Annotated in this window: 22 protein-coding genes and 1 tRNA gene; 14 read left to right on the top strand and 9 right to left on the bottom strand. The window is 70.9% G+C overall.

Going from position 1 to position 26,366, the window contains the following annotated elements; translation table 11 throughout:
- Window positions 1-87: 87 nt before the first annotated feature.
- Window positions 88-161: transfer RNA gene (locus Bequi_RS07965), tRNA-Pro, on the bottom strand.
- A 273-nt stretch (window positions 162-434) separates the two neighbouring features.
- On the opposite strand from Bequi_RS07965, the gene Bequi_RS07960 reads away from it, so the two are divergent.
- The 4 genes from Bequi_RS07960 (at window position 435) to Bequi_RS07945 (ending at window position 3,303) form a co-directional block, all read left to right on the top strand.
- Window positions 435-1,328: a class I SAM-dependent methyltransferase gene (locus Bequi_RS07960; RefSeq protein ID WP_249737434.1), complete on the top strand. Its 894-nt coding sequence runs from the start codon at window positions 435-437 to the stop codon at window positions 1,326-1,328.
- 114 nt (window positions 1,329-1,442) lie between these two features.
- Entirely contained in the window at window positions 1,443-1,886 is a 444-nt protein-coding gene (locus tag Bequi_RS07955) for an FHA domain-containing protein (protein WP_430623103.1), read from the top strand.
- A 3-nt stretch (window positions 1,887-1,889) separates the two neighbouring features.
- Window positions 1,890-2,582, top strand: coding sequence for a transcriptional regulator FtsR (ftsR, locus tag Bequi_RS07950; protein WP_249737433.1), 693 nt, complete (start codon window positions 1,890-1,892; stop codon window positions 2,580-2,582).
- A gap of 124 nt (window positions 2,583-2,706) precedes the next feature.
- Window positions 2,707-3,303 carry a MerR family transcriptional regulator gene (locus Bequi_RS07945; protein WP_283774848.1) on the top strand — a complete coding sequence of 199 codons (597 nt, stop codon included), beginning with the start codon at window positions 2,707-2,709 and terminating at the stop codon, window positions 3,301-3,303.
- A 69-nt stretch (window positions 3,304-3,372) separates the two neighbouring features.
- Here Bequi_RS07945 and Bequi_RS07940 read toward each other — a convergent pair whose 3' ends face one another.
- The gene (locus Bequi_RS07940; RefSeq protein ID WP_249737431.1) at window positions 3,373-4,164 is read right to left on the bottom strand and encodes a ParA family protein; all 792 of its coding nucleotides are present in this window, start codon (window positions 4,162-4,164) and stop codon (window positions 3,373-3,375) included.
- Window positions 4,165-4,294: 130 nt separating this feature from the next.
- On the opposite strand from Bequi_RS07940, the gene Bequi_RS07935 reads away from it, so the two are divergent.
- Complete coding sequence (locus tag Bequi_RS07935) at window positions 4,295-5,374, top strand: methyltransferase domain-containing protein (protein ID WP_249737430.1); 1,080 nt, start codon at window positions 4,295-4,297, stop codon at window positions 5,372-5,374.
- Window positions 5,375-5,398: 24 nt separating this feature from the next.
- Here Bequi_RS07935 and Bequi_RS07930 read toward each other — a convergent pair whose 3' ends face one another.
- From Bequi_RS07930 to Bequi_RS07915, 4 genes are all read right to left on the bottom strand, one after another.
- Window positions 5,399-6,058, bottom strand: coding sequence for a TIGR03085 family metal-binding protein (locus tag Bequi_RS07930; protein WP_249737429.1), 660 nt, complete (start codon window positions 6,056-6,058; stop codon window positions 5,399-5,401).
- An 18-nt stretch (window positions 6,059-6,076) separates the two neighbouring features.
- Window positions 6,077-6,991, bottom strand: a complete 915-nt coding sequence (locus tag Bequi_RS07925) for a PAC2 family protein (RefSeq protein ID WP_249737428.1) — start codon at window positions 6,989-6,991, stop codon at window positions 6,077-6,079.
- Window positions 6,992-7,123: 132 nt separating this feature from the next.
- Window positions 7,124-8,440, bottom strand: a complete 1,317-nt coding sequence (locus Bequi_RS07920; RefSeq protein WP_249737427.1) for a D-arabinono-1,4-lactone oxidase — start codon at window positions 8,438-8,440, stop codon at window positions 7,124-7,126.
- Entirely contained in the window at window positions 8,437-9,639 is a 1,203-nt protein-coding gene (locus Bequi_RS07915; protein ID WP_249737426.1) for an alanine racemase, read from the bottom strand. Before Bequi_RS07915 ends, Bequi_RS07920 begins: the two co-directional genes overlap by 4 nt.
- Window positions 9,640-9,700: 61 nt before the next feature.
- On the opposite strand from Bequi_RS07915, the gene Bequi_RS07910 reads away from it, so the two are divergent.
- From Bequi_RS07910 to Bequi_RS07885, 6 genes are all read left to right on the top strand, one after another.
- Window positions 9,701-10,531: an SDR family NAD(P)-dependent oxidoreductase gene (locus Bequi_RS07910; protein WP_249737425.1), complete on the top strand. Its 831-nt coding sequence runs from the start codon at window positions 9,701-9,703 to the stop codon at window positions 10,529-10,531.
- A gap of 110 nt (window positions 10,532-10,641) precedes the next feature.
- Window positions 10,642-11,757, top strand: a complete 1,116-nt coding sequence (locus Bequi_RS07905; protein ID WP_249737424.1) for a winged helix DNA-binding domain-containing protein — start codon at window positions 10,642-10,644, stop codon at window positions 11,755-11,757.
- Window positions 11,758-12,148: 391 nt separating this feature from the next.
- On the top strand, window positions 12,149-13,087 hold the full coding sequence (locus Bequi_RS07900) for a carbohydrate ABC transporter permease (protein WP_249737423.1): 939 nt from the start codon (window positions 12,149-12,151) through the stop codon (window positions 13,085-13,087).
- Window positions 13,088-13,089: 2 nt separating this feature from the next.
- Entirely contained in the window at window positions 13,090-14,067 is a 978-nt protein-coding gene (locus Bequi_RS07895) for a carbohydrate ABC transporter permease (RefSeq protein ID WP_249737422.1), read from the top strand.
- A gap of 136 nt (window positions 14,068-14,203) precedes the next feature.
- Window positions 14,204-15,508: an ABC transporter substrate-binding protein gene (locus tag Bequi_RS07890; protein ID WP_249737421.1), complete on the top strand. Its 1,305-nt coding sequence runs from the start codon at window positions 14,204-14,206 to the stop codon at window positions 15,506-15,508.
- A 100-nt stretch (window positions 15,509-15,608) separates the two neighbouring features.
- A complete protein-coding gene (locus tag Bequi_RS07885; protein WP_249737420.1) occupies window positions 15,609-16,742 on the top strand; it encodes an ABC transporter ATP-binding protein in 1,134 nt (377 codons plus the stop codon).
- On the opposite strand, the gene Bequi_RS07880 is transcribed toward Bequi_RS07885, so the two are convergent.
- The 3 genes from Bequi_RS07880 to Bequi_RS07870 are packed head-to-tail and all read right to left on the bottom strand — an operon-like array spanning window position 16,733 to window position 19,615.
- Complete coding sequence (locus Bequi_RS07880) at window positions 16,733-18,097, bottom strand: multidrug effflux MFS transporter (RefSeq protein WP_249737419.1); 1,365 nt, start codon at window positions 18,095-18,097, stop codon at window positions 16,733-16,735. The two genes, Bequi_RS07885 and Bequi_RS07880, sit on opposite strands and share 10 nt — an antisense overlap.
- Window positions 18,098-18,131: 34 nt before the next feature.
- Complete coding sequence (locus Bequi_RS07875; protein ID WP_249737418.1) at window positions 18,132-18,878, bottom strand: queuosine precursor transporter; 747 nt, start codon at window positions 18,876-18,878, stop codon at window positions 18,132-18,134.
- Window positions 18,879-18,928: 50 nt separating this feature from the next.
- On the bottom strand, window positions 18,929-19,615 hold the full coding sequence (locus tag Bequi_RS07870) for a TetR/AcrR family transcriptional regulator (RefSeq protein ID WP_249737417.1): 687 nt from the start codon (window positions 19,613-19,615) through the stop codon (window positions 18,929-18,931).
- A gap of 124 nt (window positions 19,616-19,739) precedes the next feature.
- Between Bequi_RS07870 and Bequi_RS07865 the strand changes: the two genes are divergently transcribed.
- From Bequi_RS07865 to Bequi_RS07855, 3 genes are all read left to right on the top strand, one after another.
- On the top strand, window positions 19,740-22,559 hold the full coding sequence (locus tag Bequi_RS07865) for an MMPL family transporter (protein WP_249737416.1): 2,820 nt from the start codon (window positions 19,740-19,742) through the stop codon (window positions 22,557-22,559).
- Window positions 22,556-25,621: a YhgE/Pip domain-containing protein gene (locus tag Bequi_RS07860; protein ID WP_249737415.1), complete on the top strand. Its 3,066-nt coding sequence runs from the start codon at window positions 22,556-22,558 to the stop codon at window positions 25,619-25,621. Before Bequi_RS07865 ends, Bequi_RS07860 begins: the two co-directional genes overlap by 4 nt.
- 121 nt (window positions 25,622-25,742) lie before the next feature.
- Entirely contained in the window at window positions 25,743-26,264 is a 522-nt protein-coding gene (locus tag Bequi_RS07855) for an LD-carboxypeptidase (protein WP_249737414.1), read from the top strand.
- Window positions 26,265-26,366: the final 102 nt, after the last annotated feature.

Genomic DNA, 26,366 nt, shown 5'->3' with positions numbered 1-26,366 from the left:
CAGGGGGACCAGAGGGGGACCAACAAAAACCCTCCCAAGACATGACGAAGCCCCGGCGAGAAACATGCTCTCACCAGGGCTTTTACGTCGGGATGACAGGATTTGAACCTGCGACCCCCTGACCCCCAGTCAGGTGCGCTACCAAGCTGCGCCACATCCCGTTATTCAATTTTTGAGCCAACCAGGAGGGGTAAACCCCTTGACCCCCAGTCAAGTGCGCTACCAAGCTGCGCCACAGCCCGTGATCCTCGGAAGGATCCCGTGGTCCTCGCTGAGGAGGACCGTCATCGATAGTAGACCGAGATGGGCGTGCAGAGCGAATCGGAGCGGGCGTGACCTGCCCCACGGCGCTCCAGCGGGGTGTGGGAGAGTGGGCTGGTCAGCACCCCTGAGCACCTTCGCCGCCTCCGGGCGGCCCGTCGGACGGAGACCTGATGGATCAGCATTGCGAGGGCACGGATCGGCGCAGCGACCAGCACATCGACCCCACGAGCCTCCCCAGCGATCGCGCGGAGCGCGGCGGCACGGAGGCACCGTGGCGCGAGATCCTCGCTCGGGCGCTCGAAGAGGGAGGCCGCGGAGCGGCCAGTGGCGTGAGGGATGAGGAGACGCCTTGGCGCTTCGAGCAGGCCGCCGCCATCCTCTGCCAGGTCTCGCATCACGTGCTCGCCCTCGGGGCGGAAGCGGGGGAGATGCTCGCGCGGATAGGCCAGGACGTCCCGCAGGACGCGGCTGCGACTGCGCGACCGGGAGACGAGCTCGATCGGCTGCGCGCCGCGCTCGAGGAAGCGGGCGTCGAAGTCGCGGCGCATGACCCTGTAGCCCCGGGCGCGTCCTTGCCGTTCGCTCCCGAGCGCTTCGATCTCGTGCTGTGCTCGCACGGCGCGTTCGACCCGCAGGAGGTGCGGCGGGTCCTCGCCCCCGGAGGCATCCTGCTCATCCAGCAGCGTGCAGAGGGCGATCTCGCGGAGCTGCGCGGCGACGACCAGGATCCGTCGGCCGCGACGGAGACCCTGCAGTCCCAGGCCCACCGTCTCACCCAGTCGGGCTTCGCGATCGAGCGCTCCGAGGTGTTCCACGGCCGCACCGAGTTCGCCTCCGCATCGGCTCTCGCCGGGAGCGTCGGCCGGGCACCGTGGGCGGCAGATGCCGACGCCGCTGCTCTCGAAGAGGCGATCGCATCCCTCGAGCCCCGGTTCGCGCAGGGTCCCGTGGCGCTCTCCACCTCCTCGTTCCTGATCCAGGCCCGCATGCCTGCCGCCCCGGAGCCCGGGCGCGTGGACTTCTCCCAGCTCCTCGACGAGCAGCCCGAGGTCCCGAAGGTCTGATCTGCAGGGCGGGGGTCAAGTGATCGTCAAGTCTGGACAAGTTCCACTGGTCCGGGCGGTCACGGCCGCGCGGGCGTGCGAAGATACGGGGACCACGAGTGAAGGGGTGCGACTGTGACCGAGAATTCCGGGGGCGGCTACGAGAGCCTGGACCAGACCTCGACCCTTCACGCCATCACGTTCTCCGAGACGATGGAGGAGCCCGAGCACGGGCTCAACCAGCAGGACCGCGCCGCGATCGAGAACCTCCCCGAGGGCAGCGCTCTGCTCATCGTGCGCAAGGGCCCGAACCTCGGCGCCCGCTTCCTGCTCGATGCCGACAAGACGATCGCCGGTCGCCACCCGCGCAGCGACATCTTCCTCGATGACGTCACCGTCTCCCGGAAGCACGCCGCATTCCTGCGCCGGGGCGACGGCTTCGCGATCCGCGACCTCGGCTCCCTGAACGGCACTTACGTGGAGATGGAGCGCGTCGACGATGCCCAGCTCCTGTCCGGCCAGGATGTCCAGATCGGCAAGTACCGCCTGACCTACCACCTCAAGCCCGGGAAGGCCTGAGCAGTGCCGGCCTCCGCGTCGCGCAGGCCGAGCCCCGCCGCAGGCGCGAGCCTCAGCATCGGCCAGGTCCTCGACCAGCTCCGCGAGGAGTTCCCGGAGCTCAGCCACTCCAAGCTGCACTACCTCGAGGCCGAAGGCCTGATCGATCCCGAGCGCACTCCGAGCGGCTACCGCAAGTACTCCCGCACGGACGTCGACCGGCTGCTGTTCGTGCTGCGTGCGCAGCGCGACCGCTTCTGGCCGCTGCGCGTCATCAAGGAGCACCTTCTCGAGCACGGCATCGAGCCCGAGGTCACCTCCATCGCCTCGCGCCCCGGCCCCAGCTCCCAGCTCCAGGCCGTGCGACTGGACCGCCGCGGGCTGCTGCAGGAGGCGCGCGTGGAGGAGGAGTTCCTCGCGGAGCTCGAGCAGTACGGGATGCTGGAGGAGGGCTCGCTCTTCTTCGGAGCCGCAGAGCTCGAGATCGTGCGCGCCGCCCGCTCTCTGGCCGACGAGGGCCTGCACCCGCGCCACCTGGTGATGGTGCGCACCTCCGCCGATCGCCAGGCCCATATGATCCGCTCGGTCGCTCAGCCCCGCTCCCGACCCTCGGATGCGGCGGCCCGCGGTCAGGCGGAGAGCATCGCAGAGGATCTGGGAGAGGCGATGAACACCCTCCACAGCGCCCTGCTGCGCCGACGGATCCATCGGCCCTGAGCGCAGATCCGGGCCCAGTTCGATCCCGGATGCCGGGGCGATGCGGCGCGGCGGGCCCTGCGGGGGCCTACGGGGCGCTACAGTGTGGGAAGCGCTCTCAACCTTCCCCGATGCAGAGCCCATGATGGAGGCGAATGTGAACAGCGATCCCCACGCTGACCGCACGGCCCAGTCCACCGTCCCCGCCGTCCGTGCGCAGGGAGTCCTCTTCGAGGACATGGTGGATGCGCCGGCTGAGGTCGGCTATCGCGGCCCGGCGGCCTGCAAGGCTGCCGGAATCACCTATCGCCAGCTGGACTACTGGGCTCGCACGGGCCTGGTGGAGCCGGGCGTGCGCGCCGCGAGCGGCTCGGGCAGCCAGCGCCTCTACGGGTTCCGCGACGTCCTCGTCCTCAAGGTCGTCAAGCGCCTCCTCGACACCGGCGTCTCCCTGCAGCAGATCCGCGTAGCCGTCTCGGCCCTGCGTGAGCGCGGCATCGAGGACCTCGCCCAGATCACGCTGATGAGCGACGGCGCCTCGGTCTACGAGTGCACCTCCGCACAGGACGTCTTCGACCTGGTCCAGGGCGGCCAGGGCGTGTTCGGCATCGCGGTCGGCCGCGTGTGGCGCGAGGTCGAGAACGAGCTCGCAGTCCTGCCCAGCGTCGATCCGGCCGACGATGCCGCGCTCGCGCTCCAGGACGAGCTCGCCCAGCGCCGCCGCCAGCGCCAGGCCGGCTGACCAGGCTCGCACACCCCGGGGGAGGGGAGGAGCAGCCCGGCTGCTCGCGGCGGCCGGGCTGCGAGGTGATCAGCTGTGCTGGCGGGAGTCCAGGACCGTGCGCAGCAGCGCGTCGAAGTCCTCGGTGAGTCGCGGCCCGCTCGCGCCCTGGTAGCGGTGCAGCGGCACGGCGCCGCCCTGCGCCTGCTGCAGGCCGACGCGCTCCTCGATCACCGGATCCAGGACGAGGTCCCCGAACAGCTCGCGCAGCTCCGTCAGGCGGTACTGGTGCTCGACCGAGCGGGGGCGGTAGCGGTTGACGACGAGACCCAGCGGCTGCAGCCGGGGCGCCATGTCGTCCTCGCGCATCTCCATGGTGAGCTTGAGCGCACGGTCCGCGGCGGTGACGGCGAAGAAGCCGGGCTCGGCGACGACCATCGCGCGATCCGAGGCGGCCAGGGCCGTCTGGGTCAGCCCGTTCAGCGAGGGCGGGCAGTCCACGAGCACGAGGTCGTACTGGTGGGTGCGCTTGTCGAGGGCCTCGCGCAGGCGGCGCACATCCTTGCGGTTCGGCGCGGGGGAGTCCACGAGCACCGAGCGGTGGCTGCCGGGGATGATGTCGAGGTGCGAGGCCGCGCCCTGGGACCACGGGGTCTGCATGATGGCGCGGTCGACGGTCTCCGTGCGCGGCGAGGAGAGGACCTCGGCGACATCGGGGCCGTTCGCCGGTTCGCCGAGGAGCCCCAGGGTGGCATCACCCTGGGGATCGAGATCGATGACCAGAGTGTTGACACCCTGATGCAGCGCCGCCGAGGCGAGGCCCAGCGTCACGGACGTCTTGCCGACGCCGCCTTTGAGGGAACAGACACTCACAGTGAACACGCCTGCAGTCTACCGACGGGCGGGCCCGGTTGCTGACAGGCGCACCGGGATACAGTGGCGGGCCCGCCCCGGGCCGCAGCGTTTCGTCGCCGCCCGGTCCCCATCGACTCCGCCCCGCCCGAGGAGAACCGTGACCGCACCTGCCGCACCGGCGCATGACATCGTCCTCGAGGTCCTCGAGGGATGCGCGCCCTTCGCCCGCGCGGAGGCGCAGCAGCTCGGAGAGGCCAATCTCGTCGGCCCGACGGAAGTGCGGCTGCGCACCGCTGATCTCACGGGCGTGAAGTCGCTGCGGCGCGTCGTCGCCGCCTACCTCGTGCTGCGCATCCCCGCCCGGCGCCCGACGGAGCTGCTGGAGACCTCGGTGCAGCAGGAGATCGCCGAATCGATCGCGCTGATCCGCCGCAGCGCCCCGAAGCCGCGCTTCACAGGAGTCCGGCTGCGGGCCGCCGGGGCGGACACCGCTCCCATGCGCCGCCTCGAGAGCGAGATCGCGGCCGGAGCCGACCTGCCCGTGCAGGAGGACGGGGACCTGGTGGTGCGCGTGCGCAAGGCCAAGGATCTGCTGGTCTCCGGCCGCAGCGCCCTCGCGCCCGCGCTCCCTCCCGGCCCGGCCTGGGAGCTGCTGATCCGCCTGACTCCGAGGCCGCTCGCGACCCGCGCCTGGCGCACGGTGAACTATCCGGGCGCGGTGAATGCCGCGATCGCGGCGAGCGCGCTCGACATCCTCGACGTGGGCGCCGAGGACTCGCTGCTCGACATGACCTGCGGCTCCGGCACGTTCCTCATCGAGCAGCTGCACGAAGCGGTGCCCGAGCGGATCGTCGGAGTCGACCTGAGCGCCGAGGCGCTCGCGGCGGCGAGCGCGCATCAGCGGGCGGCCCGCCGCCGCGGGCGCATCGACTGGCTGCAGGGCGACGTGCTGACGATGCCGCTCGAGGGCGGGTTCACGCGCCTGATCAGCAATCCGCCGTGGGGAACGCTGCTCGGTGAGCACGAGACGAACGAGGAGCTGCTGCGGGCGCTCCTGGGCCGGGCCGAGGAGCTCGCAGCGCCGTCGGCCCGTCTCGCGATCCTCACTCACGAGATCGGACGGATGGAGTCCGTCATCGCGGGCGGGACGGGCTCATGGAGCCTGCTGCAGGAGCACCGCTTCTTCCAGAAGGGCCACCATCCCAGGCTGTTCGTCTTCGAGCGGACGCAGGGCTGAGCCGGAGCGCAGCCCTGCGCACGCTCAGAAGCCTCGCCGGCTCCGGCGCAGCGCGAGGAGCGACTGCGGGTCTCCCTCGACCTCGAGATCCGTGACCTGATCCCGGCCGTACGCCCACAGGAGCAGCTCGCCGGGCGTGCCGTGCACCAGCACGGCTCCGGTCGCGTCGGCGCCGCGGCGGGTCTTCGCGGGGATCCGGATCCCCCCATGCGTGCTGACGAGGGTGACGTCGACCTCGGCGCGCACGAGCATCCGAGCCATCGTCCGCAGGCGCGACCAGAGCTCGGACTCGTGGGCCGGGCTCAGCGCACGGGCCTGCCAGCCGGGGCGCGCACGGCGCAGGTCCTCGTGGTGCACGAAGTACTCCACCGTGTTCGCCACGGAGTTCAGCGGTCGCATCGGGGACAGTCGCGGCGGGCCGGCGCGGAAGCGCGCGACCTGCTCGGACCACGGGGTCTCCCGCAGCTTCTCCAGGGAGCGCTCGGCGGCGCGCGCCAGGGGAGCGATCGGCAGCTTCGGACCGACCATCAGGTCCTGTCGGCCCTCGCGCACCAGGAGATGCTCGAGGAGGTCGGAGGCGTCCCACCCCTCGAGGATCGTGGGGGCGTCGGGGCCGTAGGAGATCAGGTCGTCGGCGAGGGTGCGCCGCTCGTGCTGGACGAGAGTCTCATCAGTGTTGTGCATGGGGCGAGGCTAGAGCCTTCAGCCGTGCGATTCCTCCGAGGGCCCCTGATCGCCCTCGTCGAGACCGGCGAGGAACTGCTCGACCTCTGCGGCGATCTCCTCGGCGCTGGGGACCTCGGCCTCGGCGGCGTCGGCGAGCTGGAAGCGGTCGGCGTTCTCCTCGAGCGATCGGACCATCTCCTGGAGCTGATCGTTCCCGGCGACCTGCGCGTCGATTCCCTCGCGCACGGCGCGCGCGATCACCTCGAGCTCGCCCGGAGCGATCTCGGGCCCGCCCTCCTCGCGCACGGCGCGCAGCAGCGCGAGGGCGGCGACGGGGTACTCGGTCTCGTGGAGGTACTGGGGGACCTGCGCGGCGAGGCCGACGACGGGATGCCCGCTCTCGTGCAGGCGCAGCGTGAGCACGCTGGTGAAGGTGGAGCGCAGCCGGAAGACGGCGGGCATGGGGCGCGGGAACATGATGTCCTCGCTCGCCCCGCCGTAGCGCGTGATCGGCAGCTCGCGGGTGTGAGGGACGGGCGCGGGGAAGCTCTGCACCAGAAGGGTGCGCTCGACCCCGAGCTGCTCGATCACGTGGCGCAGCGCGGAAGCCAGGCGCTCCCACTGGAAGGACGGCTCCGGGCCCGTGAGCAGGAAGAAGGGCTCGCCGTCGGCGGCGACCACCTCGTGCAGCAGGATCTCGGGCTTCTCGTAGTCCTCGAAGTGGTCGCGGTCCAGCGTGATCTCGGGGCGGTGGCCCGTGTAGTCGTAGACCTGGTCCATGTCGACCCGGCCGATGATGCGCGAGTCGAGCAGCTCGAGGATGTGCGTGTCGAGGAGGTGCTGGGCCGCTCCGGCATCGGTGAAGGCGCCGAGAGTCACCACCAGGGTGCTGCCGCGCAGGGTGCGGGCATCGATGTGGCGCTCATAGGTGAACACGGTGCTGGGATCCACGGAACCTCCTGCAGGCGGGGCCGCTCACGCCGCGCGGGTGCGCGCGGAGCGGTCGTACTGCAGTCCAACGCCGGGCCGGCGGCACGTATTCCGCGTCCCGCTGCCGTCCAGCCGGGTCGCGCGCAGCCGCCCTCAGCCCTCCAGCAGCCGGGCGATCTCGGGGCTCAGCAGAGCGCCGGTCGGATCGACCCGGCGCCGGACGGCCTGCGCATCGGCGAAGCGGGGGTAGAGGCGCGAGAGCTCCGCGGCGCCGAGAGTGTGCCGCTTCCCCCAGTGCGGGCGGCCCTCGAACTGGGCGAACACGGGCTCGATGGCCCGCAGCACCGGGGAGAAGGGCTCGCGATGGAAGCGGTGCACGGCGATGTACACGGTGTCGCGGCCCGAGGCGGTGCCGAGCCAGGTGTCATCGCCGCGGGCGATCCGCACCTCGAGAGGGAAGGTGACCTGCTCGCCGCTCGAGCGGATCGCCCTCTCGACCTCGCGCACCGCCTCCCCGAAGCTCTCGGCCGGCACGGCGTACTCGCTCTCCTCGAAGCGCACGCGACGCGGCGCGCTGAACACGCGATGCGAGTGGTCGGTGAAGTCGCCGCCGGCCATCAGCCGCGAGGCGATGTCCCGCACGGCCGGCGCCACCCGCGGCGCGCGGGAGGTCCCCTCGAGCAGAGCGCCGTAGACGACGTTGCCCAGCAGCTCCCGGTTCACCAGGTGCGAGATCCGGCCCATCGGCGACAGGGGTGCGTCATGGGGCAGGCGGCGGTTCGTCTTGACCGTCGCGCGGGGCGTGCCGGGGAACCAGAAGAACTCCACATGGTCGGTGGTGCGCGCGCGCTCCGGGAAGGACTCGAGCACCGCCTCGATGGGCTCGGTGGTCTCGTGGGCCGACAGCGCGAATGCGTCGACGCAGCGGATCCGCACGCGCGTGATGATGCCGAAGGCGCCGAAACCCGCTCGAGCCGCTTCGAACAGCTCGGGGTCGTGCTCCGCATCGACGTCGACGAGGGTGCCGTCGGGCAGTGCGAGGCGCAGTCCCGTGACCATCCCCGAGAAGCCCGTGAAGGCGAGGCCCGTGCCATGGGTCGCGGTGGAGACGGCCCCGGCGATGCTCTGCACGTCGATGTCGCCCATGTTCGCGAGCGCCAGGCCCCAGGGTGTGAGGAGGGTGGCGATCTCGCGCAGCCGGGTCCCGCCCCAGAAAGTCGCCTCCTTGGTCTGGGCATCGACGCTGATCAGCCCGCTGAGGCGATCCGCGCGCAGCAGGACGTCATCCGTGCGGGCGATCGGCATGAAGGAGTGGCCCGCGCCGATGGGCCGGATCGTGCGCCCGTCGGCCGCGCGCTGGGCGAGCGCCGAGGCGAGCTCCGCCTCGGTGGCGGGGGAGAGGTCCTCGCGGGGCGCGAAGCGCACCGATCCGGACCAGTTGGCGAGGGTGCTTCCGTGCGCTCTGCTCACAGCGTGCTCAATCCTTCTCCGCGATAGGTGGGCCACTGATCGATCACCTGCAGCGCACCGCTCACCCGGCGCACCACGGCGTAGCTCTCGGCGTGCTCGGCGAGCTCACCGGCCTTCGCGTGGCGCAGCCACACGACGTCCCCGACGCGCAGCTCTGCTGCCGCTGGGCCGACGAGAGGGGTCTGCACCTCGCCCGCGCCCTCGTCGCGCGCATAGCGCAGTCCGCTCGGCCAGGCGATCGTCGGCAGGCGATCGGCGCCGGGCGCGCCCGAGGCGATCCACCCGCCGCCGAGGATGGTCGCGACCAGCGGCCCCGGCCGCCGCACGACGTCCAGACCGAAGTGCAGGGCGGGAGCCGGGCGGAACGCGGTGTACCCGTCGAAGAGTCCGGGGCCGACGATCCCGGATCCTGCGGCGACCTCGGTGACGGCGGGCTCGGCGGCGCTGGTCTCGATCGAGCCCGTGCCTCCGGCGTTGACGAACTCGAGGTCGGCCATCGCGCGCAGGGCTTCCGCCGCCGCGCCGCGGCGCTCGGCGATCTCGCGCGCCGAGCGGATCTTCATCGCGCGCACGGCTCGCGGGAAGGCGCCGCGGCCGACGTCGGCCACCCCGGCGATCTGCCCCTCGTACGCCATCATGCCGACGATCCGGAAGCCCGGGCGGGAGAGCGCCTCGGCGGCGAGGGCGCGCAGCTGGGCGGGAGTGCGGACGGGGGAGCGCAGCGCCCCGAAGCGGAGCCGCGCGAGCGGCGCGTAGGCGGCGTCGAGCTCGAGGGCGATGCGCAGCGGCGGGTGCCCGGGGGCGGCCGCCGAGATCAGATCCAGCTGCGCGGACGAGTCGATCATCAGGGTGATCTGCTCCCGGGCGCGCTCATCGGCCGCGAGAGCGCGGATGCGCTCGCGGTCGGCAGTGGGGTAGGCGAGGACGATGTCGTCGATGCCGCGCGCGCACAGGTGGAGCGCCTCGGCGAGAGTGAACGCGAGGACCCCGGAGAATCCGGGCTCGGCGAGGGCGTGGCCGATGAGCGAGCGCACGCGCAGGGACTTCGAGGCGACGCGGATCGGTGTGCCGCCCGCGCGGCGGCGCAGGTCGGCGAGGTTCGCATCGACGGCGTCGAGATCGAGCACCACGACGGGCCGCGATCGCAGTCCCGCGTCCTCGAGGGCCCCCAGATATGACTGGGCGGTCACGTCATCCATAGCCGGGATCGTACGCCAGCGCGGGCGGTGAGGAGGCGCTGAGACAGCTAGGGTCGGAGCCATGCGCTCCACCCGCCGCTCCTCAGCACATCGTGAATCCTCGGCTCTGCTCGCCGGCCGTCTGATCGTCGTCACGGGCGCCTCGGCCGGGATCGGCGAGGCGATCGCGCGACGGCTCGCGGCCGACGGGGCTCGCCTCGTGCTCATTGCGCGCAGGCGCGATCGCCTGGAGGAGCTCGCCGCGACGATCGGCGGGGGAGCGCTCGCGATCCCGGTGGACCTCGCGGATCCGGACGCCGCCGCGGCTGCGTGCGCACAGGTGCTCGAGCAGGCGGGAGTGCCCGACGCGATCATCAACAACGCCGGCGCCGGCGCCTTCCAGTCGCTCGAGGAGTCCACCGTCCAGGACGTCCACGACCAGATGGACCTGCCCTACTTCGCGGCGGTGCACACCACGATGGGCTTCCTGAGGCCGATGCTCGCGCGGGGGAGCGGCGCCATCTTCCAGATCAACTCGCCGGTCTCGGTGGTCCCCTGGCCGGGGGCAGTGGGCTACGCCGCCGCCCGCTTCGCGCTGCGCGGGTTCACCGAGGCGCTGCGCGAGGACCTGCACGGCAGCGGGCTGGCGGTCGGCTCGCTCACGCCGACGCGCGTGCACAGCGACTACTTCACGGCGAACCCCGGATCGGTGGAGCGCGTGCCGAAGGTCGAGGCGCTCGTGGGCACCATGCGGCCCGAGGAGGTCGCCGAGGCGCTCGTGCGCGCGCTCGTGGAGCGCCCGGGCAAGGACACGCACGTGCCGTGGCGCTGGGGGCTGATGCAGCCGCTGGCCCGCGCGTTCCCGTCGGCGCTGACCGCGCTGTATCGGCGCACGGGGCACCAGCGCGCCTGAGCTTCGGCCGCCAGCACGGCGACTTTCACGTGAGGAGCCGAGAGGCCGGCATCTCGGCTCCTCCCACGCATCTCGCGGAGCGCACGGACCAGCCGCGCTAGCCTTCGGGCATGGTGGATCGAGAGCTGGTGACGCGCCGCGTCGTCGCACAGGAGCTGGTCGGCGCCCGGCGCACGGGCGCGGCAGACGTGGCCCGGGCGTTCCTCGCCACGCAGGGGCAGGATCTCACCGGTGCGGTCTCCTCATTGGCGCTGCGTCTCGCCCTCCCGCCGGGCGCTGCCGTCGCGGAGGTCGAGCGCGCCTTCGCGGACGGGGAGATCGTGCGCGGATACCCGATGCGCGGCACGGTGTTCATCACGGCCGCTGAGGATCTGCGCTGGCTCACCCAGCTGTGCGCTCCGGCCGAGATCCGAGGCTCGGCGATGCGACGCGAGAAGCACTTGGGCATCGAGGAGTCCACGATGCACAGCGCCCGGGCGGTCCTCGAAGAGGTGACGGGGGAGAGCGGCATCCCCCGCAGCGAGCTGCTGGCGCACTGGACCGAGCGGGGGATCGCGACCGAGCAGGCGCATCGCTATCACATCCTCAAGCACTTCCTCATGACGGACATCGCGGTCTACGGTCCGCTCGCCGGCCGGGAGAACCTCGTGGTCGCCGGGGATCGCTGGCTGCCGGTGGGATCCTCGCTCCAGGAGCGCTTCGGAGGCGATCGCACTCAGGCGGCCGCCGAGCTGCTGCGCCGCTACCTGACGAGCCGCGGTCCGGCGAGCATCCGCGATGCCGCCTGGTTCTCGAAGCTGCCGATCGCGCTGCTCACCGCAGCATTGCAGCAGCTCGAAGACGAGGTCGTCCCTGCGGGGCCGGATGCGCGCGGAGAGATGCGGTACGAGCGGCCGAGCCTGCAGGCCGAGTGGGAGCAGCACGGGGGAGCCGCGCTGAAGGGGATCCTGCTGCCGCCGTTCGACGAGATCGTGCTGGGGTATCCGGACAGGCTGGCGCTGATGACGCCCGCGGCGCATGAGGTGCTGGTGCCCGGGAATCGCGGGGTGTTCCTCGGAGGCTTCCTGCGCCGGGGCGAGATCATCGCGCGCTGGCGGCGAGCCGGCACCGCAGCGCGGCCGCGCCTCGAGCTCGCGGCGCTCGAGGACCACCGGAGACTGCCGAATATTGCTGTCGCAGAGGCTGACAGCCGTTTCCGTGCGTTCCCGGTCTACCCGCCGCGGTAGCGGATAGGAGAGGGCGGCAGGGGCCCCCTGCCCGTTGTACTTTACATAACGTGCATTATCGGCGAAGCGTGCAGTTGAGCACGGATCCACGGCCTGTGACCGAACTGTGATGCATTCGCGCCGGATGCCCGATGCGCAGCCGCGCGTCGGTCGGCGTTCACCCCGGGGTCGCTGACGCGAAGGTCGCGCAGCGCCGGCGGAAGAGTTCGGATCCGGGTGCGCGCCTCGCGCCAGGCACGGCTGGCTGCAGCCGCGAGGATCCGGCCGATCCGGCAGGTGAACCCCGTGTGGCCTGCAAGTCCTTGCCGCCGGGTGACCTCAGCCTCTGCTGTTCACCGCAGCGCCACCGGAGCGCCCCGGAGGTTCATCCGGGCCGGTCAGAGTCCTTCTCGTGAGTGCACTCGGCATACCCGGCATCGATCGGGACGACGCGATCCCCGACCCGCCCCGACGGCGGCGGCGGGCGACGAACTGGCGCCATGCGGCCCTGGCGGCAGTCCTCGTGCTGCCGAACATGGCGCTGCTGTTCCTGTTCACGTATCGCCCGCTGATCGACAACATCCGCATCTCGTTCTACCACTGGAACATCTCCAGCCCGCGGATGACGTTCGTCGGCCTCGACAACTACACGCGCTATTTCAGCGACCCCGAGAGCTGGCAGATCATGCTGCAGACTCTCCTGTTCACGGGCGCCGCCGTGATCGGCTCGATGGTCATCGGCCTCGCGCTCGCGCTGCTGCTGGATCGGGCGCTGAAGGGTCGCAATCTCGTGCGCGCCGTGGTGTTCGCGCCGTATGTGATCTCCGGTGCCGCGATCGGCGTGGCATTCCAGTTCGTCTTCGACCCGAACTTCGGTCTCGTCCAGGACATCCTGGGATGGTTCTCGATCGCTTCGCCCAATTTCTACCAGCACCGCTGGTGGGCTCTGTTCATGGTGACCTTCACCTATATCTGGAAGAACCTCGGCTACACGTTCGTGATCTATCTGGCCGCTCTGCAGGGGCGCCGCTCGGATCTCGATGAGGCCGCCGAGATCGACAAGACTCCCCCGTGGCGCCGCTTCTGGAGGATCACGCTGCCGCAGCTGCGCGGCACCACCGTGTTCCTCTCGATCACCGTGCTGCTGAACTCGTTCCAGGTCTTCGACATCATCCAGGTGATGACGGCCGGCGGGCCCTACGAGACGGCGACCACCACGATGGTCTACCAGGTGTACCAGGAGACGTTCGTGAACAGCCAGGCGGGTTACGGATCCGCGGTCGCCACGGTCATGTTCGTGGTGGTCCTCATCATCACGGTCGCGCAGGCGCGCCTGCAGAAGGAGAACTGACCATGAGCACCGCCCTCTCCCCTGCCGCCGCCTCCCCCGCCGCGGTCCCGTCGGCCGCTCCGAAGGCGCTTCCGCCGACCCCCGGCACCCAGGCCGCCGGCGAGCCGCCGATGAACGCCCGGCAGTCCGCCCGGCGCCGCGCGATCAGCGGGGACGGAGGCTCCCCCGTCGGGCGGGCCTTCGGATACGGAGCGATGGTGCTGACGGCCCTCGTGTTCCTGCTCCCCCTGTACTTCATCCTCATCACGTCGCTGAAGACCCACGGGGACATCTACTCCGACCCGATCAGCTGGATCCCGGATCCGTTCGCGCCGGAGAACTTCTCCACGGTGATGAACAATCTGAACTTCGGGACGTACCTGCGCAATTCGATCATCATCACCGCGATCCTCACGATCGTGGAGGTGACGCTCGGAGTGCTGTCGGCCTATGGCTTCGCATTCCTGCGCTTCCCCGGCCGGGATCTGCTGTTCCTGCTGCTCATCGGCTCCCTCATGGTGCCGAACCAGATCACGATCATCTCGAACTACTCGATGGTCGCGCAGTGGGGATGGCGCAACACCTTCGCCGGCATCATCGTGCCGCTCGCGGGAGTCGCATTCGGCGCCTTCCTGATGCGCAACCACTTCCTCTCGCTGCCGACGGAGATCATGGAGGCCGCGGAGATGGACAGCGCCGGATTCTTCCGCACCCTCTTCAAGGTCGTGCTGCCGATGTCCTGGCCGACCGTCAGCGCCTTCGTGCTCATCACCGTGGTGACCGAGTGGAACCAGTACCTATGGCCCTTCCTCATCGCCAGCGATGACAGCGTCATGCCCCTCCCCATCGGGCTGACCCAGCTGCAGAACAGCGAGGGCATGACGAACTGGGGCCCGGTCATGGCCGGCACCATCATCACCACCCTGCCGATGCTCCTCGTCTTCATCCTGCTGCAGAAGCAGATGATCAAGGGCCTCACGGCCGGAGCCGTGAAGGGCTGAGATCCGCCCAGCTCCCCTGCACCGCCGCGCCGCCTGAGCCCCGCGCCCGCGCTCGTCCCGGCGCTCCTGCTCCCCCGCTCCCCCGCTCCCCCGAATGCCCCATCCACCGCAGTCCCTCTTCACAAGGAGAAACCCCATGACGTTCACCCGCCGCAGCTTCATCTCCCTCGCCGGTGCGACCGCCGCGACCGCCTCTCTCGCCGCCTGCGCCGGCGGCAGCGGAGCGGGAGCCGGGGCCTCCGACGGAGGCGACGGCGCGATCGAGTTCTGGTCCAACCACCCGGGCGGCTCCAAGGACCTCGAGGAGGCCATGATCGCCGCCTGGAACGAGGCGAATCCCGACACTCCCGCGACGCTCGTCACCGCCGGAGCGAACTACGAGGAGATCTCCCAGAAGGTGAACGCGGCGCTGACCGGCGGGCGCCTGCCCGACGTCTTCATCACCTCCGACGTCACCTGGTTCAACTTCGCGCTCAACGAGGCCACCACGCCGCTGGACGAGCTGTGGACCGCGAACGACGTCGACTCCGACGACATCGTCGACACCCTGCGCGAGGACTACCTCTTCGACGGCAAGCACTACGGCATGCCGTACTGCCGCTCGACCTGCCTGATGTACTTCAACTCCGACGTGCTGGCCGCCGCAGGGCTGCCCACGGATCGCGGACCGGAGACCTGGGAGGAGTTCGCGCAGTGGGCCCCCGCCCTCGTCGCCGCGAACGGCGGCAAGCCCGCGCTCGTCGTCCCCGACGGCTCGAACTACCTCGACTGGTACTTCCAGGGGATGGCCTGGGCCTTCGGCGGCGCCTACTCCGAGGAGTGGACTCCCACCTTCAGCTCCCCCGAGACCGTGGCCGCCGGCCAGTTCCTCAAGGAGCAGGCCGCCGCGGGCCACATCGCGGTCGACGCCAACGCCGACAACACCTTCTCGATCGGCGGCGCCTCCGGCCTGCTGCAGTCCACGGGCTCCCTCGGCGGGCTCACCGAGGCCGCGGCGTTCCCGTTCATCACCACGTTCCTGCCCGGCCCCTCCCCTGCCTGCCCGACGGGCGGCGGCGGCCTCGCGATCCCGGCCGGAATCTCCGAGGAGCGCAAGAACAACGCGATGCGCTTCGTCGACTTCATCACCAGCACCGAGAACACCATCACGTTCTCCCAGGGCACCGGCTACATGCCGATGCGGAAGTCCGCGCTCGAGCACGCGGATGAGGTCGCGTTCCTGACCGAGAACCCCAACGCCCAGACCGCGATCGACCAGCTCGCCGCGAACACCGCATCCCAGGACTACGCGCGCGTGTTCGTCCCCGGCGGCGGCGCACGCATCGGCGGCGGTCTCGACCGCATCACCATCGGCGGCGAGGAGGTGGCGACCGTCTTCGCGTCCTTGGACAAGGAGACGCAGGACGTCATCGACCGCGACATCACGCCGCTGCTGCCCTGATCGCATCCCGAGGGCTCTGAGCCCTCCCGTCTCGACACCTCGCTCGAGGTCCCGGCGCACGGAGCTTCCGTGCGCCGGGCCTCGACCAGGAAGGACCACCATGGCCACCGTCGCGTTCCAGCAGGCTTCGCGCATCTTCGACAGCTCCCGCCCCCCGGCGGTCAACCGGGTCTCCCTGGAGATCGCGGACGGCGAGTTCCTCGTGCTCGTCGGCCCCTCGGGCAGCGGAAAATCCACTGCGATGCGCATGCTCGCCGGCCTCGAGCCCGTGGACGAGGGCGCGATCCTCATCGACGGCAAGGACGTCACCGAGATGCGCGCCCGTGACCACGACGTGGCGATGGTGTTCCAGTCCTACGCGCTGTACCCGAACATGACCGCCCGCCAGAACATGGCCTTCGCCCTGGAGAACCTGAAGCTCCCGAAGGACGAGATCGCACGGAAGGTCGAATCGGCCGCGCGGATGCTCGAGCTCGAGCCGCTCCTGGACAAGAAGCCCTCGGCGATGTCCGGCGGGCAGCGCCAGCGCGTCGCCATGGGCCGCTCGATCGTGCGCGACCCGAAGGTGTGGTGCATGGACGAGCCGCTGTCGAACCTCGACGCGAAGCTGCGCGTCTCCACGCGCGCGCAGATCGCGGCTCTGCAGCGGGAGCTCGGCGTCACGACGGTCTACGTCACCCACGACCAGACCGAGGCGATGACCATGGGCGACCGCGTCGCCGTGCTGGAGGACGGGGTCCTGCAGCAGGTCGACGAGCCCACGCACATGTACGAGAACCCCGGCAACACCTTCGTCGCCGAGTTCATCGGCTCCCCTTCGATCACGCTCCTCGAAGGCGTGCGGGTGGACAGGGGCCGGGCGCTCCTCGGCGAGGGGCACACCCTGGACCTCGGCATGCCGGCGCAGTTCGCTGCGAAGCTCGACGGGGACTCGGTGATCGCAGGGGTGCGGCCGGAGAACTGGGAGATCGTCTCGCGGCAGTCGACCGACCGGGAGGATCAGTGCGTCCCCCTGCAGGTCGAGATCATCGAGAACCTGGGGGCGGAGGCGTACGCCTACTGCACCGCGCTGATGACGCCCGACTCGACCGTCTCCATGCGGCAGAAGCGCATCGCGGTGCGGCTCGACTCCGCGAAGGACGCGCAGATCGGCGACACGCTCTGGGTGCGTCCGCGCGTCGGAGCCTGCGTGTTCTTCGACCCCTCCTCGGAGATCAACCTGCGCTACCTCTGAGCCGCGCTCCCCCGCCCGGCGAGGACGTAGCACAGCACCGAGATCGCGGTGCCTGCGACCATGGCGATCGCCATCGGCAGCGCGGTGCTGTCCCCCGCGATGCCGACGACCGGCGCCGCGAGGGCGGCGGCGAAGGAGAAGCCCAGGCCCAGCATCGCCGAGCCGGTGCCGGCGAACTCGGTGGCCTGCTGGGAGGCCATGGCGCCGCCGTTGCCGAAGATCAGGCCCTGCGGGGCGACGGTGAAGAAGAACGCGGGCAGCACGATCCACGCGGGCGTGTCCAGGAACAGCGAGCCGATCAGCAGCGTGAAGGCCGCGAGGCTCACCAGTGTCAGGCCCACCCGCATGATCCTGCGCGGGTGGATCGAGCGCGTCAGCCGGGCCGAGAGGAACGACAGGCTCATCATGCCCAGCGAGTTGATCGCGAAGGTGATCGAGTAGGCAGTCGGCGAGAAGCCCAGCATGTTCTGCACGACGAAGGACGAGGCCGACACGTAGGACATCAGCGCGAAGGCGCTGAAGGCGTTCACGAGCATGTACGCCACGAAGATGCGCCGGCCCAGCAGAGTGCGGCAGTTGCGCGCGAAGGTGCGGAATCCTCCCGCGTGGCGTCTCGAGGGCGGGAGCGACTCGGGGATGAGGAAGATCGTGCCGATCAGGGAGATCAGCGACATCGCGGCGATCACGAAGAACACTTCGCGCCACTGGCCGACGATCAGGATCAGCCCGCCCAGCAGCGGGGCGACGATCGGGGCGATGCCGCCGATTCCCTGCATGATGTTCATCGTCCGGAACAGTTCCGGACCGTCGGTCATGTCGATCAGCACCGCACGGCCCAGCACCATCCCGAAGCCGCCGCCGAAGCCCTGCAGCAGGCGCAGCACCAGCAGCGCGGTGACATCCGGCGCGAGCGCGCAGCCGATCGAGGCGAGCAGGCACAGTAGGATCCCGGCGAGCAGCGGCCAGCGCCTGCCGACCCGGTCAGAGAGGGGTCCCGCGATCACCTGGCCGGTCGCGGTGCCGAGGAAGAACGCGGTGAGGGTCAGCTGCATCGCCGCCGCTGTCGTGCCGAGATCGCTCGTCACCTGCGGGAAGGCGGGGATGTACATGTCGGTCGCGAGAGGGCCGATGGCGCTGAGGGTCGTCAGCACGGCGATGACCAGCGCGGTGACCTTCCCCCGGGTGCGCGCGAGGTCGCTCTGAGAGGGCAGCTGCGCCTGGCCCCTGTCGGCCGCATCCTCCAGCACGGGGATGCCGGAGGTGATGGTGGGGATCGCGCCCGTCGTGGTGGGGATGCCCCCCGTCACGGGAGTGGGTTCGCTCGAGGCGGAGGGATCGTGGGCGCGCGAGGACACGGCAGCCTTTCGGATGAGGAGGGGGCCCTCCAGACTACCGGGAGGCCAGGCGGTCGCGATACGTGGGATCGGTCCTCTTCAGGTGCCGGATCACGGCCGCGGTGATGGGCATGACCGCGTACTGGACCGCGACCTTGTACACGAAGCCCAGCAGCGTGTACTCGAACCACTGGCGCGGGGTGGTGATGCCGATCGCGGCCGCGGCGATGGTGCAGAAGATGATCGTGTCCACGAGCTCCCCGGCCCCGCTGGCGGAGAAGAGGCGTGCCAGCAGGCCCCTCTCCCCTGTGCGCTGCTTCATGCGGCTGAGGATGAGCGAGTTGACGCTCTGGCCGGCGGCGAAACCGGCGAGACCGGCGAGGACCACGATCCACACGGGGCCGAGGGCCAGCTCGATGGCCGCCTGCTTGGCCAGCCCGTAATCGTCGGGGAAGGGCGGCAGCGCGATGATCACCCAGTAGCAGAGCGCGGCGAGGACGCTGGTCGCGAAGCCCATGATGATGGCGCGGCGCGCGGCGCGGGGCCCGTACAGCTCGGTGATGATGTCGCCGACGATGTAGGCGAGCGGGAAGAGGAAGAAGCCGCCGTCGGTGATGATCGAGAATCCGATCCCCGGGATGGTCCCGAGGTAGACGCCCTTGGCGGCGCCGATCCCGGAGAGGATCACGACGGCGCACATGATGACGGCGAGGATGTCGAAGTGCGAAGTCCCCCGGTCGGCGTACACGGCGCCGGCCGGGCTTCCAGAGAGGGGTTCGGCGATCAGATCGGTGGAGGGCATGAGGGCTCCTTGAGGGGTGCGATCAGGGGTGGGGGTCGTAGGTCTCCGGCTCAGGGGCCGAGCGGGAGCATGAAGGCGCGGATGGTGCGCAGCAGCGTGACGGTCGCGAGGTCTCGCACCTCGATGCCCTCGAGCTGTTCGCGCACCATGAGGTCGACGAAGATGCTCATCACGAGCTGGGCGAGGTCCTCGAGGCTGATGGCGAGCTCCAGCCGGGTTCCGGCTGCCGCTTCCGCCGCCTCGAGGCTCTCGCGCAGGGCGCCCGCGATCACGGTGCGCAGGCGTGCGCGCTGCTCGGTGACCAGCTCGCGCGCCTGCGGGGAGCGCAGCGAGGTGGAGACGGCCTCGGAGTGCAGGAGGAACCACTGGCGGCCGTACGGCCGCACGGCCTCGAAGACCTCCAGCATCATCAGGGTGTCCTCGGCGGAGCCGGCGGCGTGCGCCGAGACGATCCTGCCGTGGAAACCGCGCCAATAGTCCATGCGCTCGGTCATGATGCGGATGATCTCGTCGGTCGCGAGGGAGAACGCGGCGCCGAACAGCTCCTCCTTCGTGGAGAAGTTCGAGTAGAACGCACCGCGCGTGAATCCCGCGGCCCGCACGAGATCGTCGATGGTGGCGCCCTCGAGACCCTTCTCGGCGAAGACGGGGACGGATGCCTGGAGCAGGCGCGAGCGCGTGTTCTCCTTGCGCCGCCGCTCATCGCCGCCCCCGGATCGGGGCAGGAGATCCGTCACGCGATCACCGCCTTCTTCGTCTCGGGTTCCAGCGGTACCATCATACCGATACATTCGTGTGTCGAACCCGCGCGTGCGCCGGATCTCCGGGCATCGGCGCCCGCTCCTGAGATCGGAGATCTGCGTGTCCTCCTCCCTGTATCGATTGGGCCGCGCCATGGCCCGAGGCCGCTGGAAGGTCATCGGCGCATGGCTCGCGCTCCTCGCCCTCAGCGGAGGTCTCGCCTTCGGGCTCAGCGGCGCGTTCTCGAGCACCTTCGAGATCCCGGGCACCGAGTCGCAGCAGGGGCTCGACGAGCTCGCCCAGCGCTTCCCCGAGATGGGAGGCACCGCCGGCCAGCTCGTCTTCGTGACGACCGACGGCCAGGACGTCGAGGCGCACCGGGCCCAGATCGAGACCGTCATGGACGAGGCCGGCCAGGTGGAGAGCGTCGCCGCGGCCCCGAGCCCCTTCGACGAGCTCTCCCCCGGCACCCGCACGCCCGACGGCGACGCCCTCATCGGGAACGTCCAGATGTCCGGCGGCATGGGCAGCTTCCCCGAGGGCTCGATCGACGAGCTCAGCCGCATCGCCGCCGAATCCTCGACCGACGGCCTCGAGGTGCACCTGGGCGGGCAGATCCTGCAGAGCGCCGAGATGCCCATGGGCATCTCGGAGGTGATCGGCATCCTCGCCGCGCTCATCATCCTCGCGGTGACCTTCCGGGCCGTTCTGCCCGCCGTCATCCCCATCGTCAGCGCGATCGTCGGAGTCGGCGTCGCGATGCTCTCGGTGATGGCGCTCTCCGCAGGCGTGGAGATCCCCTCGGTGACGATCTCGCTGGGAGCGATGCTCGGCCTCGCCGTCGGCATCGACTACTCGCTGTTCATCCTCTCGCGCCACCGCGATCAGCTCTCCGGCGGCATGGAGGTCGAGGAGTCCATCGGCGAGGCGACCGCGACCTCCGGCAGCGCCGTCATCTTCGCGGGCATGACGGTGATCATCGCGCTGCTGGGCCTGTTCGTCACCCGCATCCCCTTCATCACGATCATGGGCGTGACCGCCGCGGCGACCGTCGCGATCTCCGTCGTCGTCGCGCTCACGCTGCTGCCCGCGCTCATGGGGCTGCTGGGCGAGCGCCTGCGCCCGCGCCGCGTGCGCCGCCTGATGGCCGAGAACGGCGGCGTGCTCCCCGCGCCCGCCGACGGCGAGAAGCCGAAGAAGCCGTTCGGCACCACCTGGGTGCGCGCGGTCACGAAGATCCCGGCGCTGACGATCGTCCTGGTGATCGTGGTGCTCGGCGCTCTCGCGCTGCCGATCAAGGACCTGCGGCTCGGACTGCCGGATCTGGGCACCGAGCGGCCCGACACCGAGGCCCGCCAGACCTACGACCTCATCGCCGAGAAGTTCGGCGCCGGGTACAACGGCCCGCTTCTCATCACCGCCGACATCATCAACTCCACCGATCCTCTCGGCGTCGTCGGCGAGCTCGAGGACCGGGTCGCCGCGCTCCCGGGCGTCCAGGAGATCCAGCTCGCCACCCCCAACCGCGGCGCCGATCTCGCGGTCGTCGTCGTGATCCCGACGGGCTCCCAGACCGACGAGTCCACCGCCGATCTCGTGCGCACCCTGCGCGAGGACGCCCCCGCCTGGGAGAAGGACCTCGCGATCTCCGACATGCGCGTCACCGGCTCCACCGCCGTCGCCATCGACATCTCCGCGCTGCTCTCCCAGGCTCTGCTCCCCTTCAGCCTGCTCGTCGTCGGGCTCTCGCTGATCCTGCTGATGATCGTGTTCCGTTCCATCTGGGTGCCGATCAAGGCCTCACTCGGGTACCTGCTCTCCGTCGGCGTCGCCTTCGGCGTGGTCGCGATGATCTTCGAGTACGGCTGGGGCAACGCGGCGCTGAACATCCACGTCGTCGGCCCCGTCATCGCGTTCATGCCGATCATGTGCATGGGCATCCTGTTCGGACTCGCCATGGACTACGAGGTCTTCCTCGTCTCGCGCATGCGCGAGGAGTACGTGCACACCGGGGACGCCCGCGGATCCATCGAGCGCGGCTTCACCGGCAGCGCGCCGGTGGTCGTGGCGGCTGCACTCATCATGTTCAGCGTGTTCGCCTCGTTCGTGCCCACCGGCACGTACATGCTCCAGCCGATCGCCATCGCGCTCGCCGTGGGCGTGTTCGTGGACGCGTTCGTGGTGCGGATGACGCTTGTGCCCGCAGTCCTCGCGCTGCTCGGCGACCGCGCCTGGTGGCTGCCGGCCTGGCTCGACCGCCTGCTGCCCACGATGGACGTCGAGGGAGAGGGCCTGAAGGCCGTCCTCGAGCACCGCAGCTGGACCGCGCAGCACGGCCGAGCCGCCGTGCGCCTGGAGGACGTGCGCGCACCCCTCGCCGGCGGCGGCGAGATCGGCCCGCTCACCGGGTCGATCGCCCCCGGCACGCTCCTGGTGGCGCGATCGGACGACGATCCCGCCCGCAGCGCCTTCCTCGATCTCGTCTCGGGGCGCCTGGCCCCGCTCACGGGGATCCTGGCGGTCCACGACCGCCTCGCCCCCGATGACCTCTCCGCCATCCAGTCCCGTGCGCACCGCATCGGAGCGGGAGAGGACGTCACCGCCCGGCTGCAGCAGATCGCCGCGCGAGGCCGCTCCGGCCAGCTCATCGTGATCGAGGACGTCGGCGATCTCGCCCACGCCGTCACCGTCACGGACGGCGGGATCGGCGCGCAGCTCGAGGAGCTCCTCGAGGGCGGCGCCACGATCATCACCGGCTCCCGGGCGGCGGCCGCCCTCGGCGCCACCCAGACCGAGCAGCACGTCATCGACGCCCTGCCCGATCCCTCCCGCCACATCGCCCTGCGCCTCGAGCGCGCGGGCGATGCGCAGGACAGCACCGAGCAGGACCACGCATCGCAGGGCTCCACCGCCGTCTCCGCTGAAGGAGCACACGCATGAACACCCTCCGCCGCCATCCTGCGGCTCTGATCGTCGTCCTGCTCCTGCCGCTGCTCGTCGCCGGGATCGGCCTGTGGGCCCTCACCGGCCGCATCGACAACGTCGATCGCGTCCCCGCGGCCGTCGTGAACCTCGATGAGGGCACGACTATGGTCGTGGACGGCGAGGAGCAGCAGGTGCCGCTCGGTCGCATGCTCGCGGGAGGGCTCACCCAGCCTTCGACCGTCGAGGGCGACGGCGCTCCCGAGACCACCGGCTTCGACTGGCGCCTCACCTCCGAGGACGATGCCCGCGCGGGGCTCAAGGACGGCACCTACGCGGCGATGATCATCATCCCTGCAGACTTCTCGAAGAACCTCGCGAGCATCGGCACCCCCGGTGCGACGAAGGCCGAGATCCAGGTGATCAGCAACGACGCCTCCGGCCCCCTGAACGGCCTGATCGGAAGCGCGGTCGCCCAGGTCGCCACCGCCACCATGGGCGGGCAGTTCACCGAGCAGTACCTCGACGGCATCTACGTGGGCTTCAACGATCTCCAGAGCAGCTTCTCCGATGCCGCGGGCGGCGCCGAGGATCTCGCCGACGGCGCGAACGGTCTCGCCGATGGCGTCCAGCAGACCAGCGACGGCGCTCACCAGCTCGCGGACGGATCCCAGCAGCTCGCCGACGGCACCCAGCAGCTCGCCGACGGCACCGCTCCCCTGGCGGACGGGGCCGACCAGCTCGCCGGCGGCACCCGCCAGCTCTCGGGCGGACTCTCCCAGCTCGCGACCGGGGCCGACGGGGTGGCGGGCGGCACCCGCCAGCTCTCGGGCGGGCTCTCTCAGCTCGCGACCGGGGCCGACGGCGTCGCGGGCGGTACCCGCCAGCTCTCCGGCGGTCTCTCCCAGCTCGCGACGGGTGCCGACGGGGTCGCCAGCGGCAACCGGCAGCTCGCCGGCGGGCTCGACCAGCTCGCCACCGGCGCGGACGGCGTGGCCGGGGGTCTCGCGGGGATTCAGGCGGGCCTGCGCCACGGCGATGGCACCCCGCAGAATCCTGGCCTGGTTGCCGGTGCCGACCAGCTCGCCGCCGGAATGCAGGGCGACGGCACGGCGCAGAACCCTGGCCTCGTGGCGGGGACCGAGGCGCTAGCGGGCGGGGCGGACCAGCTGGCGGGCGGACTCCACGCCGCATACGAAGGGGCCGGGGGTCAGCCGGGTCTCCGCGACGGCGCCCAGGGCCTTGCCGCTGGGTCTTCGGAGCTTGCCGACGGAGTGCAGCGGCTGTCCGACGGCCTCGCGCAGAGCGGGGCCGGCGTGCAGGATCTGAGCGATGGCGCGCAGCGTGTCAGCGACGGCACCGCGGCTCTGGCCGCTGGCCTCGAACCGAGTACGGTCCAGGGTCAGCCGGTCCCCGGCATGCTGGATGCTGCCCGATCGAACCGCGACGCGGTGTGCGCCCTCGCCGACGCCGATCCCTCGCTGGCGGGCCTGTGCGCGAACGCAGAAGTCCTCCTTCAGCAGTCCCAGGGTGTGGACGCCGCGCTGAACGGCGACGGCACCGAGGCGAATCCGGGCCTCGTAGCCGGCACCGCAGGCATCGCGGGCGGCGTCTCGGGTCTCGCCTCCGGCTCGGATGAGCTGGCAGCAGGCGCCGAAGAGCTGACGGCGGGCGCCGATGCGCTCGCTGTCGGCGCGCAGGCGAACGCCGACGGGATGGAGCGCGCCTTCGAGGGGTTCGAGAACCGTGAGGTGCTCGATGTGAACGGCGACCCCGTGCACGTCCCGGGCCTCCTCGAGGGCGCGGACGCGCTGTCCGAGGGCACCCGCCAGCTCGCCGACCAGATGCCTCAGCTCGTCGGCGGCGCTGTGCAGCTCGCTGGCGGTGTGCACCAGCTCGCGGACGGCGTGGATCAGCTCGCACCCGGAGCCGCCCAGCTCGCTGCGGGCGCGCATACCAGTGCCGACGGCGCAGACCAGCTCGCCGGCGGTGCCGACCAGCTGGCGGGCGGGGCGCGCTCGAGCGCTTCCGGTGCCGATCAGCTCGCCGGCGGCGCCGATCAGCTCGCCGGGGGCGCTCGCTCCAGTGCGAGCGGCGCCTCCCAGCTCGCGGACGGAGTGGGACAGCTCGCTGCGGGTACGCACGCCAGCGCCGACGGCGCCGGCGCGCTCGCCGGCGGCGCGGACGCGCTGGCCGACGGCACCCGGCAGCTGGCGCAGGGGGCCCAGGGTCTCGCTGAGGGTACGCAAGGCCTGGCAGACGGCACGAGCCAGCTCGCAGACGGCACGACCCAGCTCGCCGACGGCGCCGGTCAGCTCGCGGACGGCACGACGCAGCTCGCGGACGGGCTGCGTCAGGGCGCGGACCAGATCCCGACGTACACCGAGGCGCAGCGCACCTCCATGGCGCAGATGGGTGCGCAGCCCATCACGACCTTCTCGGAGTCCGAGAACACATCCGCGGGGGCGGCGACGACCACCTTCCCCTTCGTCACGGTGCTCGCGCTGTGGCTCGGGGCGTTCGGGATCTTCCTGCTGGTCCCGGCGCTGTCCCGGCGCCTGCTCGATGCGGCGATGCCGATGTGGCAGGTGGTGCTGCGCTCGCTGCTGCCCGCCCTCGCCGTGGCGGCGGTGCAGACCCTCGCCGTGCTCCTCGTGCTCGCGTTCGTCGGCATCGCCCCGGTCTCCCCGCTGGCCGTCGGGCTCATCTCCCTCACCGGTGCGCTGATGTTCTCGGCGTTCCACCAGGCGCTGCTGGCCCTGTTCGGCGACCGGGTGGGCAGGATCCTCTCGATCGTGCTGATGGTGCTGCAGGCCGTGGTGCTGGTGGGAATCCTCCCGGTGCAGACGGCCCCGCCGCTGCTGCAGTCGATCAGCGGGTTCATGCCGATGCCGATCGTCAGCCAGGGCCTCGTCCACGCGGCGCTCGGCGGCTCGGTCACCTCCACGACCGCCGCGCTGCTGTCGATCCTCGCCTGGTTCCTGATCTCGGTGGGAGTCACCCTCGTGGTCTCCCGCGGCGCCCGCACGGTGCGCCCGTCCCGGATCGCCGGCGCGGGCGGGCTTGCCGCCGAGGCCTGAGGTCCGTCTATGGCCGAGCGGGCCGGGTCGCCGTCTGGCGGCCCGGCCCGTTCGCTTTCCCTCTGCGGCCTCCCCTGCCCACCGCGGCATCCCGTCGGCCCCTGCGCGCTAGGGTCCTGGAATGGACGTGCGCTTCCCTGCTCCCCTGTCGCCCGGCGATGTCGTCGGGGTCACCAGCCCCTCCTCCGGCGTGGCCGACGCTCTTGCGGCGCGCCTCGAGTTCGCCCTCGAGACCGTCCGCAGCGCCGGGTTCGAGGCCAGAGTCGGTCGCTGCATGGACGGAGAGCGGCATATCAGCGCGAGCGCCCGGGAGCGGGCCGACGAGCTGCAGGACATGCTCCTGGACCCTGCCGTGCGCGCGATCGTCCCGCCCTGGGGCGGGGAGACCGCGATCGACCTCATCGGCCTCCTGGACTGGGACGCCATCGGCCGCGCTGAGCCCACCTGGGTCGTGGGCTACTCCGACATCTCGACGATCATCACGCCGCTCACCCTGCTGACAGGCTGGGCGAGCATCCACGGCCAGAACCTCATGGACACCCCGTATCGCTCCCCTGCAGGACTCACGGACTGGCTCCGGATCGTCCAGATGCCCCCGGGTGAGACGTTCACGCAGACCTCCTGGGCTGACCCCGTGATGTAGGTCCAGTCGTTGTGTGAGTCGTCTTGATGCTCGCTGCTGCGGGCAGGAAGACTGGTCTCATCATGACGAACACGAGGAAGCGGCACACGCCTGAGCAGGTCG

The sequence above is a fragment of the Brachybacterium equifaecis genome, assembly GCF_023509525.1.
In the GTDB taxonomy this organism is placed as follows: Bacteria; Actinomycetota; Actinomycetes; order Actinomycetales; family Dermabacteraceae; genus Brachybacterium; species Brachybacterium equifaecis.
Note: the sequence above shows the minus strand (reverse complement) of the source record. Positions and strands in the feature narration are given on the sequence as shown.